Here is an 11,707-nt window from a genome sequence, read left to right as displayed (position 1 = left end):
GCGCATGGCGCACCCTACTCGTTCGTGTAGGGTGCGCCATGCGCACCGGAGCACGACGCTTGCAGCCGGCTGACCGAGTCGTTCAGCGCAACTCGGCCAATTCGCGGAACTGCTCCAGCGCCTCGGGGTTGGCCAGGGCATCGGTGTTCTTCACCGGTCGGCCGTGCACGACGTTGCGCACCGCCAGCTCAACGATCTTGCCGCTGATGGTGCGCGGAATGTCGCCGACCGCGATGATCTTCGCCGGCACGTGGCGCGGCGTGGTGTTGGCGCGGATGGTGGTGCAGATGCGCTCGCGCAGGGCGTCGTCAAGAGCAACGCCCTCGCGCAGGCGGACGAACAGCACCACGCGCACGTCGCCCTGCCATTCCTGGCCGATGGCGATGGACTCCAGGACCTCGTCGATCTTCTCCACCTGGCGATAGATTTCCGCGGTGCCGATGCGCACGCCGCCGGGGTTGAGCACGGCGTCGGAACGGCCATGGATGACCATCCCGCCGTGCGCGGTTTCCTCGGCATAGTCGCCGTGCGCCCAGATGCCGGGAAAGGTTTCGAAGTAGGCGCTACGGAATTTTTCGCCGTCGGCGTCGTTCCAGAAGCCCACCGGCATCGCCGGGAAGTGCCGGGTGCAGACCAGCTCGCCTTTCTCGCCCTGCGCGGCGGGACCGTCGTCGTTCCACACTTCCACTGCCATGCCCAGGCCCTTGCATTGCAACTCGCCACGCCAGACCGGCATCACCGGGCAACCGAGGGCGAAGCAGGAGACGATGTCGGTGCCGCCGGAGATCGACGACAGGCACAGGTCGGCTTTGATCTCGCGGTAGACGTAGTCGAAGCTCTCATGGGCCAGCGGCGAGCCGGTGGAGAGGATCGCCTTCAGGTGCTCCAGGCGATGCGTCTCGCGCGGTTTGACGCCTGCCTTCTCCAGCGCGGCGATGTACTTGGCGCTGGTGCCGAAGAGGCTGATGTTCTCGGCGTCGATCAGGTCCATCAGGCGCTCGGCGCCCGGGTGGAAGGGCGAGCCGTCGTAGAGCACCAGGGTCGCGCCCAGCGCCAGCCCGGAAGCCAGCCAGTTCCACATCATCCAGCCGCAGGTGGTGTAGTAGAACAAGGTGTCGTCGGCACCCAGGTCGGTGTGCAGGCCATGTTCCTTCAGATGCTGCAGGAGCACACCGCCGGTGCCGTGGACGATGCACTTGGGCACGCCGGTGGTGCCGCTGGAATAGAGGATGTAGAGCGGCGCATCGAACGCCACCGGGGTGAACTCCGGCTCGCCGCCCGGCTGGTAGAAGTCCGCCCAGAAGCTGATCCGCGCCGGCGACGCGTAGTCCTCCCGGCGTGCATCGGTGCGCGCGTAGGGCACCACCAGCAGGTGCTGCAGCGTCGGCAGGCTGGCGAGGATCTCGTTCAGCTTGGCGGTCAGGTCGAGGTTCTTGCCGGCGTAGCGGTAGCCGGCGCAGGCGATCAGCACCTTGGGCTCGATCTGGCCAAAACGGTCGATCACGCCCTGGGTGCCGAAGTCCGGCGAGCACGACGACCAGGTGGCACCGAGGCTGGCGGTGGCGAGCATGCCGACCACCGTCTGCCAGGTGTTCGGCATGAAGGCGGCGACGCGGTCGCCCGTGCCGACGCCGGCCTCGCGCAGGCTGCGTTGCAGGCCGGCGACGTGCGCCGCCAGTTGGGCATGGCTGAGCACCTCGCGCGAGCCGTCCTCGCCGATGGCCACCAGCGCCGCGCGGTCGTCGCGACGGCGCAGCAGGTGTTCGGCGAAGTTCAGCGTGGCGCCGGGGAACCAGCGCGCATCCGGCATCGCCGGGCCTTCCTCCAGCACGCGACTGGGCTGGGCATGGAAGCGCACCTCGAAGAAATCCACGATCGCCTGCCAGAAGGCCGCGCGCTCGGCGATGCTCCAGGCGTGCAGGGCGGGATAGTCCGCCAGTCGCACGGCGTGGCGCGCTTCCACGTAGCGGCGGAACGCGTCCAGCCGGGTGGCGGCGATGCGCTCGGGGGAAGGTGTCCAGAGGGGTGCATTCATGAGGAAGTCCGTCAGGCAAGAAAATAGAAACAGCCGGCGATGACCGCGCCGGAATAGAACAGGGCTATCAGGCAGTAACCCATGATGTCGCGTGCGCCAAGGCCGACGATGCCGAGCAGCGGCAGCGCCCAGAACGGCTGGATCATGTTGGTCCAGGCGTCGCCCCAGGCAATCGCCATGGCGGTTACCTGCGGCGCGACACCGAGCGCCTGCCCGGCCGGCAGCATGATCGGTCCCTGCACGGCCCACTGGCCGCCACCGGACGGCACGAAGACGTTGACCAGGCCGGCGCTGAGGAACGACAGCAGGGGGAAGGTCTCGGCGGACGACCAGTCGATGAAAGCCTGGCTGATCTGTTTGGCCAGCGACACGCCATCGGCGTTGGCGCCCATCATCATGCCCATGATTCCGGCGTAGAACGGGAACAGCAGGACGATCCCGCCGATGCCGCGCACGCTGATGTCCACCGAGCGCATGTAGCGTTCCGGCGTGCCGTGCATCAGCAGGCCGGCGAAGAGGAACAGACCGATCACCACGTTCAGGCCGAGGGCGAAACCGGCGCCGGCGAAATAGTTGACGTAGTAGACCAGCGCCATGGCCACCAGCGTCAGCCCGAGCAGCCGGCTGTCGTCGATGCGCTGCGCCGGCGTCTCTCGCGCTGGCGACGCGGCCTGTTCCTCCGCGAGCAGTACCGGATCGGCGACTTTGGTCTGCGCCGACGCGGGATGCATCGCCCGGTTTAGCAGCGGCAGGCCGATGAACAGCAGAGCGGTGATGGTCAAGTTGAGCGGGGTGAACAGTGTCTGCTCGACGCCGATAGGCGTATTGATCACACCGGCGGTGACCTTGCTCAGCTCCGGCCCGCCGCTGGCCAGTGCCAGCGGGATCGAGCCGGACAGACCACCGTGCCAGACGAGGAAGCCTGAATAGGCCGAGGCGACCAGCAGTGGGTAATCGACGCCCTTGACCTGACGCGCCAGCGCACGGGCCATTACCGCGCCGATGACCAGGCCAAAGCCCCAGTTGAGCCAGCAACCGATCAACGCCACCAGCGTGACCATGACGATGGCCTGCCCGGGGCTGCGCGGCAGCGCGGCGAGGCGGTCCAGCAGGCGGCTGACCGGCGGCGCGCTGGCCAGTGCGTGGCCGGTGACAAAAATCAGCGCCATCTGCATGGCGAAGGATAGCAGCGTCCAGAAGCCGGCGTTCCAGTGGTTGACCATGGTCGGCAGGCTCTGGCCGGTGCCGAGCATCGCCAGCACCAGCACGAACAGGGTGAGCAGGGCGGAAAACACGAACGACGAGGGCAGATAGCGCTGCACCATCTGCACGCTCAGGTGGGTGATTCTGGCGAACATAGCGAACTCCTTCTTATTGTTATCGAGCCGAAACCGCGTAAACGGTTCGCCGGCCGTCACTGCGCCAGCCAGCCGCCGTCCATGTTCCAGGCCGCGCCGCGCACCTGGGCGGCGGCGTCGCTGCAAAGGAACAGCGCCAGCTCGCCCAGTTGCTCGGGCGTGACGAAGTCCAGCGACGGCTGCTTCTCTGCCAGCAGGTCGTGGCGCGCCCGCGCCACATCTCCGTCCACCTTAGCGCGCTCGTCGATCTGCGCCTGAACCAGCGGCGTCAGCACCCAGCCGGGGCAGATCGCGTTGCAGGTCACGCCGGTGGTGGCGGTTTCCAGCGCCACCGATTTGCTCAGGCCGACGAGTCCGTGCTTTGCCGCGACGTAGGCGCTCTTGCCGGCGGAGGCGGCCAGGCCGTGGGCCGAGGCGATGTTGATGATCCGTCCCCAGTTGCGCTCGCGCATGCCCGGCAGCGCCAGGCGCGTGGTGTGGAAGGCCGAGGACAGGTTGATCGCGATGATCGCGTCCCAGCGCTCCACCTGGAACGCCTCCACTGGCGCCACGTGCTGGATGCCAGCGTTGTTGACCAGGATGTCGACGCCGCCGAACTCCGCTTCGGCGTAGGCGATCATCGCCTGGATCTGTTCGGGGCGGGTCATGTCCGCCGGATGGTGGCGGACCTCGCCGCCGAGCGCGCGAACCTCGGCCAGCGCCGCCTCGCTGTCGCCGAAGCCGTTGAGGACCAGGTTGGCGCCGGCCTTCGCCAGGCACAGGGCGATGCCCAGGCCGATGCCGCTGGTGGAGCCGGTGACCAGTGCGGTCTTGCCGTTCAGAATCATGTCGAGTCTCCTCATTTCAAACGGTGCGGGTCAGACTATGCCGGTCGCGTAGAACACGCCGATGACGAAGAACACCGCGAGGGTCTTGATGATGGTGATGCCGAAGATGTCCTTGTAGGCCTCGCGGTGGGTCAGGCCGGTGACGGCGAGCAGGGTGATCACCGCGCCGTTGTGCGGCAGCGTGTCCATCCCGCCGCTGGCCATCGACGCCACGCGGTGCAGCACTTCCAGGGGAATGTTGGCCGCGTTGGCGGCGGCGATGAAGCTGTCGGACATCGCTGCCAGGGCGATGCTCATGCCGCCTGACGCCGAGCCGGTGATGCCGGCCAGCAGGGTCACGGTGATCGCTTCGTTGACCAGCGGGTTGGGGATGCTCTTCAGCGCATCGGCCAGCACCAGGAAACCGGGCAGCGAGGCGATCACCGCGCCGAAACCGTATTCCGAGGCGGTGTTCATCGCCGCCAGCAGGGCGCCGCTGACTGCGGTCTTGCTGCCTTCGGCGAGCTGCTTGCGGATCACCCCGAAGGCGCTCACCAGCACCAGCAGGATGCCCAGCAGCAGGGCCGCTTCCACCGCCCAGATGGCGGTCAGCTTGGCGACCTCGGTCTGCACCGGCGCGGCCATACCGGCCAATTTCAGGCTGTGGGTGGTGCCGTACCATTGCGGAATCCAGCGCGTCAGCAGCAGGTTCGCCACGCCCACCAGCAGCAGCGGCGAAAGCGCCAGCAGCGGATGCGGCAGGGCGATGTCTTCCGGCGTTTCCGGCTCGTTGCGCAGTTCGCTGCCGTAGCCTTCGCCGGCGCGCAGCGCCTTGCGTCGCTGACGCTCGAGATAGAGCATGCCGATGCCGAAGACGAACAGCGTGCCGATCACCCCGAGCCACGGCGCCGCCCACGAGGTGGTGCCGAAGAAGGTGGTGGGGATGATGTTCTGGATCTGCGGGGTGCCGGGCAGGGCGTCCATGGTGAAGGCGAAGGCGCCGAGGGCGACGGTCGCGGGGATCAGCCGTTTGGGGATGTCGCTCTGGCGGAACATCTCAGCGGCGAACGGATAGACCGCAAACACCACGACAAACAGCGACACGCCGCCGTAGGTCAGCAGCGCGCAGACCAGCACGATCACCAGCATCGCCTGACGGGTGCCGAACAGGCGGATCGCCGCGGCGACGATGGAGCGCGAGAAACCCGATATCTCGATCAGCTTGCCGAACACCGCACCGAGCAGGAAAACCGGGAAGTAGAGCTTCACGAAGCCGACCATCTTTTCCATGAACACGCCGGTGAAGGCCGGGGCGACAGCGGAAGGGTCGGTGAGCAGAACGGCGCCGAGGGCGGCGAGGGGGGCGAAGAGGATGACGCTGTAGCCGCGATAGGCGGCGAGCATCAGCAGCGCGAGGGCTGCGAGCGCGATGATCACACTCATGGAGTGTCTCCTGGGCACCGCAGCGACGGCCCGGAAGGGACGAACGACTGCAGGGTTAATTGTTTTTGTTTTCGCCACGGTGCGAGCCGCGACGTGCAGGCGAGTTATAGCGAGAACCGTGCCTATTAGCGCAAGTCACTGAAATACAAGGAATTGTCTGCGCAGGTGCGAGCTAGATAGGCTTTATCTGTCTCCATAGGGAGACAAGTGGCGGCGGAAAAGGTGCGGGTGCGACTGTTTGACGCGCTAGGGCGTGCTGTCCACGTTTGTGGACTCGTCCACGAACGGAGACGAAATGCCCAGGGCGATGATCTTCTTGTACAGCGTCGAGCGGCCGAGACCGAGATTGCGCGCGGCCTCCACGACGTTGCCGGCGTGCGTGGCGAGGCTGTTCTCGATGAGCTGCTTCTCGAAGGCGTCGCGGGCGGCGTAGAAGTTCTGGCTGACCGTGGTGGGAGCCGGCGCGGCCTGGCCGGCGGGCAGCGGCGCGAGCACGCCGATGGCCTGTTGCAGCGTCGCCGCATCCAGGGTTGCGGATTCGCAGTGCAGCACCGCACGCTCCAGTACGTTGCGCAGTTCGCGGATGTTGCCCGGCCAGCCGTGGCGGGCGAGCAGGGCGAGGGCGTCGCTGCCGAGCTCGCGGGGCGCGCTGTCGCCGCTCTGCAGTTCTTCGAGAATCGCCTCGCACAACGCCGGCAGGTCCTCCAGACGCTCGCGCAGCGGCGGCACCAGGATCGGCAGCACGTTGAGGCGGTAATACAGGTCGGCGCGGAAATCGCCCCGGCGTACCGCGTCCTGCAGGTCGGTGGAGGTCGCCGCGATCACACGGACGTCGCTGCGCAGCATCTCGTTGGAGCCGACCGGCTCGAATTCCTTTTCCTGCAACACGCGCAGCAGCTTGCTCTGCAACGCCAGCGGCATGTCGCCGATCTCGTCGAGAAACAGCGTGCCGCCCTCGGCCACCTGCAGCTTGCCCAGGCGGCCCTTGCGCTCGGCGCCGGTGAAGGCGCCGGGCGCGGTGCCGAAGAATTCCGCTTCGAGGAGGCTTTCCGGAATCGCCGCGCTGTTCACACTGACGAAGGGTTTGTGCGCGCGCACCGAGGTGGCATGAATGGCATGGGCGAGCAGTTCCTTCCCCGTGCCGGTTTCGCCGAGCAGTAATACCGGCGAATCGGTACTGGCGCTGCGCCGGGCGGTGCGCTTGACCGCGAGGCTCGCCGGGCTGGTGCCGATGAAGTGCGAGAAGCTGTACTTGGCGCGGCGCGTTTGCAGCAGCGAGCGGGTCGAGGCGAGCTCCTTCTGCAGGCTCTGATAACGGGTCAGTAGCGGCGACAGGTTGCGCAGCTCGTCGAACAGCGCGAAGCCGATGGCGCCGATGATCAGGCCGGCCTGGTCGTGGATCGGCAGGCGCATCACCACCAACTGATCCTTCGGCGTATCCAGCAGGTCGAGCAGGATCGGCTGGCCGGTCTGCACCACGTCGCGCATCAGACTGGTGGGAATCACGCTCTCGCAGGGCTTGCCGATGGCGGCCTCGGCGTTCGGCAGGCCGAAGCGTCGCGCGTAGCGCTCGTTCATCCAGACGATGCGGGCCTCGCGGTCGACGATCACCGTGCCCTCGCTGGATTCCTCGACGATCTCGAACAGCGAGCGGATCGCCATCTGGCGTACCCGCTGGTAATCCTTGAGGGCTTCGTCGTCGATCATCGCTGCTCGGTTCTCTGGTCGGTGGAGGCCCGCGTCCGCACGGCTCAGGCGGAGGCGGGCTGTCGCGCTATCATACCCAGCGCCCGGTGCGGACAGGAGGAAGCATGTATCGAAAAACCATCACGCTGGCGACGCTGCTGCTGTCCGCCGGGTTGGCGGCGGAGCTGTTGCCGCGCACGCTCATGCAGCTTAACGGGCATGCGCTGAGCGTCGAGGTGGCGAGCACACGCGAGCAGCGCCAGGCCGGCTTGATGGGGCGCGAGCGCCTGGCGGAGGATGAGGGCATGCTGTTCGTCTTCGACGAGCTCACCCGGCACTGTTTCTGGATGCGCGATACACCGCTGGCGCTGTCGGCAGCCTTCCTCGACGAACAGGGGCGGGTGCTGAACATCGTCGACATGCAGCCGTTCGACGACACCGAGCATTGCTCCGCGCAGGACGCGCTCTACGGCCTTGAAATGCGCCAGGGCTGGTTCGCCGAGCACGGTGTCGTTCCCGGACAACCGCTTATGCATCTGCCGCAGGAATGACTCAGGCGCGCCGGGCTCGGGCCACGCGGGAACCGTTTTCGCGGCCGAGCACCGCGCAGATGCGCTCGCCGGCGGCGATCAGCCGGTCGGCATCGACGCCGGTGACGATGCCCAGGCCATCGAGCAGGTAGAGCAGGTCTTCGCTGGCCACGTTGCCGGTGGCACCTTTCGCATAGGGACAGCCGCCCAGCCCGGCCACCGAGGCATCGAACACCGCGATACCTTCCAGCAGGCTGGCGTAGACGTTCGCCAGCGCCTGTCCGTAGGTGTCGTGGAAATGCCCGGCCAGGCGCTCGCGCGGCACGGCGCGGCCGACCACCTCGAACAGATGACGCGTCGCGCCGGGCGTGCCGGTGCCGATGGTGTCGCCGAGGGAAACCTCGTAACAGCCCATCGCATCGAGTTCGCGCGCCACGACGGCGACGCGCTCCGCCGCGACCGCGCCTTCGTACGGGCACCCCAGCACGCAGGACACATAGCCGCGCACGCGAACCCCGGCCGTCGTCGCGGCTTCCAGCAACGGTACGAAGCGCTGCAGGCTTTCGTCGATGGAGCAGTTGATGTTGCGCTGCGAGAAGCTCTCCGACGCCGCGGCGAATACCGCGACTTCCTCGACCCCGGACTCCAGCGCCGCCTCGAGACCCTTCAGGTTCGGCGTCAGCGCCGCGTAGGTGACGCCAGCCTTGCGCTGGATGCCGGCGAACACCTCGGCGCTGCCGGCCATCTGCGGCACCCACTTCGGCGAGACGAAACTGCCGATCTCGACATGGCTGAGCCCGGCGGCAGTCAGATCGTCGACCAGGCGAACCTTGTCGGCCACGCTGATTGGCTTTTTCTCGTTCTGCAGTCCGTCGCGCGGGCCGACTTCGACCAGCCGTACGTGGGTGGGCAAGTTCATGGCAATCTCCAGATCACGATCGTTTGCTCGCGAACCCCGCAAACGCAATTCTGCGGTCCGTGGTCGTAGGGTGCGCTGTGCGCACCAGAGAAAACCTCGCTGCAGATGGTGCGCATGGCGCACCCTACGACGCGAGGCACCCTCGACAAGCCTGGCCTACGAAAGCTCCACCAGCACCGCACCTTCTCCGACCATATCGCCCTCGCCGCAATACAGCGCCTTCACCGTACCGGCCTGCGGCGCGCGGATGCTGTGCTCCATCTTCATCGCTTCGAGCACCACCAGCGCCGTGCCGGCTTCCACCGATTGGCCGGGTTCCACCAGCAGCCGGACGATGCTGCCGTTCATGGGCGCGGTCAGGCCGCCATGGTGTGCGTGCTCGCGCTCGACGGCGGCGATGGGATCGACCCGCTCGATGGCGTGCAGCTCGCCTTCCCATTTCACATACAGCCTGTCGTCGCGCCGGAAGCTCTGCGGGCGCGGGTGCGCATTCGTCGAGACCTGCCTTACCCGGCGTCGCTCGGCGCCGCAAGCCAGGTGCACGGTGGTGTGCGCGGGCAGGACGCTGCGCCATCCGGTCCGCGCGCTCCAGGGCGAGTGAGGGTCGTCGCCGCGAACGTGCGGGCTTTCGCTTTCCGTGAAGGCGTCGGCGGCCGCTTGCCAGAAGGCGTCGGACAGCTCGCCGGGTGCCGGCAGCAGGTCGGCCTGATGACGTTCGATGAAGCCGGTATCCAGTTCCGCGGCAGCGAAGGACGGGTGCGCGAGAATGCGCCGAAGGAACGCCAGGTTGGTCTTCACCCCGGCCACGGCGGTTTCGTCGAGCATCGCCAGCAGGCGCTGGCGAGCCTCCTCGCGACTCTCGCCCCAGGCGATCAGCTTGCCCAGCATCGGGTCGTAGAACGGCGATACCTCGTCGCCTTCGCGGACGCCGCTGTCGACCCGGCGTCCCGGCCCGGCGGCAGGCTCGTGGTACAGCGTGAGCGCGCCGCTGGCCGGGAGGAATTCATTCTGCGGGTCTTCGGCGTAAAGGCGCACCTCGATGGCGTGACCACGCAACGGCACCTGGGCTTGAGTGATCGGCAACGGCTCGCCGCGCGCCACGCGGATCTGCCAGGCAACCAGATCGAGGCCGGTGATGGCCTCGGTGACCGGGTGCTCGACCTGCAGGCGGGTGTTCATTTCCATGAAGAAGAACTGTCCGCGGGCATCCAGCAGAAACTCCACGGTGCCGGCGCCCACGTAGCCGATGGCCTGCGCGGCCTTCACCGCGGCTTCGCCCATGGCCCGGCGCAGTTCCAGCGACAGCCCCGGCGCCGGCGCTTCCTCCACGACCTTCTGGTGGCGGCGCTGGATCGAACAGTCGCGCTCGTTGAGGTACAGGCAGTTGCCGTGCGCATCGGCGAACACCTGGATTTCCACGTGGCGTGGCTGGAGCAGGTATTTCTCGACCAGCATGCGCGAATCGCCGAACGCCGATTGCGCCTCGCGCTGGGCGGACTGTAGGGCTTCGGCAAGGTCCGCCTCGCGTTCGACCACCTTCATGCCCTTGCCACCACCACCGGCGGCGGCCTTGAGCAACACCGGGTAGCCGATGCGCGCGGCGGCATCGCGGAACGTCTGCGAGTCCTGCGCCTCGCCGTGGTAGCCGGGCACCAGTGGCACGCCGGCAGCCTCCATCAGCGCCTTGGCGGCCGATTTGCTGCCCATGGCGTCGATGGCGCTGGCCGGCGGGCCGAGAAACACCAGACCAGCAGCCTCGACGGCGCGGGCGAAGTCGGCGTTCTCGGAAAGAAAGCCGTAGCCCGGATGGATCGCCTGGGCGCCGCTGGCCTGGGCGGCGGCAATGATCCTGTCGATCAGCAGGTAGCTGTCCGCCGGCTTGGCGCCGCCGAGATCGACGGCTACGTCCGCCTCGCGCACATGCCGCGCGTTTCGATCGATGGCGCTGTGCACGGCCACGGTGGTCAGGCCGAGGGCTTTCGCGGTACGCATCACCCGGCAGGCGATCTCGCCGCGATTGGCGACGAGGAGAGTGGTGATGGGCGTCGTGCCTTGCGTCCCGGAGAGGGCCGGGCTCAGCTCGTCGTGTGCGTTCATTCCGGCTGCTCCTGCCAGGCGGGCGTGCGTTTTTCCAGGAAGGCATTGAGGCCTTCCTGGCCCTCGGCGCTGACGCGAATCCGCGCGATGGCGCTTTCGGTGAACTGGCGCAGCGCCGGGCCGAGCACGCCGCTGCCGGCTTCGCGCAGCAGCGCCTTGCTGGCGCGCATCGCCTGCGGGCCGTTGAGCAGCAGCGTGGCGATCCATTCCTCGATGCGCGACTCCAGTTTCTCCGCCGGGTAGCAGTCGGCCAGCAGGCCCAGCTCGCGGGCACGCGGGCCGTCGAAGCGCTCGGCGGTCAGCGCGTAGCGGCGCGCGGCGCGCTCGCCGATGGCCTGCACGACGAAGGGGCTGATCACCGCGGGCGCCAGGCCGATGCGCACCTCGGACAGGCTGAACTGCGCATCGAGCGCGCCGATGGCCATGTCGCAGCAACTGACCAGGCCCACGGCGCCGCCGAATGCCGCGCCCTGGACCACGGCCAGGGTCGGGACGGGCAGGTCGTGCAGGCGGTACATCAGCTCCGCCAGCTCCTGTGAATCGGCCAGGTTGGCGGCATAGTCGAGCGTCGCCGCGTGCTGCATCCAGGCCAGGTCGGCGCCGGCGGAGAAGTGGCGACCATGGCCGCGCAGCAGGAGAAAGCGCAGACGCTCGTCGGCGCGCACGGCCGCGAGGGCGAGGGTCAACTCTCGGATCATCTCGGCGTTGAAGGCGTTGTGCTTATGCGGACGGTTCAGCCACAGGGTGGCGAAGCCGCGCGGGTCGGTTTCGAGCTGGACGCGGGTGAAATCAATCATGGTCGTTCCTGTAGGGTGCGCCACGCGCACCAAAGC

At 67.6% G+C, this 11,707-nt stretch carries 9 protein-coding genes; 1 reads left to right on the top strand and 8 read right to left on the bottom strand.

Features of this window, described 5'->3' with window-relative positions:
- Positions 1–82 precede the first annotated feature (82 nt).
- The 5 genes from QMX85_RS22200 to QMX85_RS22180 all read right to left on the bottom strand — a co-directional run bounded on the left by QMX85_RS22200 (position 83) and on the right by QMX85_RS22180 (position 7,349).
- Positions 83–2,035 carry an acetoacetate--CoA ligase gene (locus QMX85_RS22200; protein WP_282344575.1) on the bottom strand — a complete coding sequence of 651 codons (1,953 nt, stop codon included), beginning with the start codon at positions 2,033–2,035 and terminating at the stop codon, positions 83–85.
- Positions 2,036–2,046: 11 nt separating this feature from the next.
- Positions 2,047–3,393, bottom strand: coding sequence for a short-chain fatty acid transporter (locus tag QMX85_RS22195; protein ID WP_282344573.1), 1,347 nt, complete (start codon positions 3,391–3,393; stop codon positions 2,047–2,049).
- A 56-nt stretch (positions 3,394–3,449) separates the two neighbouring features.
- Entirely contained in the window at positions 3,450–4,220 is a 771-nt protein-coding gene (locus QMX85_RS22190; protein ID WP_282344571.1) for a 3-hydroxybutyrate dehydrogenase, read from the bottom strand.
- A gap of 30 nt (positions 4,221–4,250) precedes the next feature.
- Positions 4,251–5,642, bottom strand: coding sequence for a GntP family permease (locus tag QMX85_RS22185; protein ID WP_282344569.1), 1,392 nt, complete (start codon positions 5,640–5,642; stop codon positions 4,251–4,253).
- A 246-nt stretch (positions 5,643–5,888) separates the two neighbouring features.
- A complete protein-coding gene (locus QMX85_RS22180) occupies positions 5,889–7,349 on the bottom strand; it encodes a sigma 54-interacting transcriptional regulator (protein ID WP_282344567.1) in 1,461 nt (486 codons plus the stop codon).
- Positions 7,350–7,453: 104 nt separating this feature from the next.
- On the opposite strand from QMX85_RS22180, the gene QMX85_RS22175 reads away from it, so the two are divergent.
- Positions 7,454–7,879 (top strand): DUF192 domain-containing protein, encoded by a 426-nt coding sequence (locus QMX85_RS22175; protein WP_282344565.1) that lies wholly within the window; start codon positions 7,454–7,456, stop codon positions 7,877–7,879.
- Position 7,880: 1 nt separating this feature from the next.
- On the opposite strand, the gene QMX85_RS22170 is transcribed toward QMX85_RS22175, so the two are convergent.
- From QMX85_RS22170 to QMX85_RS22160, 3 genes are all read right to left on the bottom strand, one after another.
- Positions 7,881–8,777 carry a hydroxymethylglutaryl-CoA lyase gene (locus QMX85_RS22170; protein WP_282344563.1) on the bottom strand — a complete coding sequence of 299 codons (897 nt, stop codon included), beginning with the start codon at positions 8,775–8,777 and terminating at the stop codon, positions 7,881–7,883.
- Positions 8,778–8,933: 156 nt separating this feature from the next.
- On the bottom strand, positions 8,934–10,874 hold the full coding sequence (locus QMX85_RS22165; RefSeq protein WP_282344561.1) for an acetyl/propionyl/methylcrotonyl-CoA carboxylase subunit alpha: 1,941 nt from the start codon (positions 10,872–10,874) through the stop codon (positions 8,934–8,936).
- A complete protein-coding gene (locus QMX85_RS22160; RefSeq protein ID WP_282344559.1) occupies positions 10,871–11,671 on the bottom strand; it encodes a gamma-carboxygeranoyl-CoA hydratase in 801 nt (266 codons plus the stop codon). Before QMX85_RS22160 ends, QMX85_RS22165 begins: the two co-directional genes overlap by 4 nt.
- Between the last annotated feature and the right edge of the window lie 36 nt (positions 11,672–11,707).

It is taken from the genome of Pseudomonas sp. PS02288 (assembly GCF_029959715.1).
Classification (GTDB): Bacteria; Pseudomonadota; Gammaproteobacteria; order Pseudomonadales; family Pseudomonadaceae; genus Pseudomonas_O; species Pseudomonas_O kuykendallii.
The sequence above is the reverse complement of the archived record's forward strand: the minus strand, read 5'-3'. Positions and strand labels throughout refer to the sequence as shown.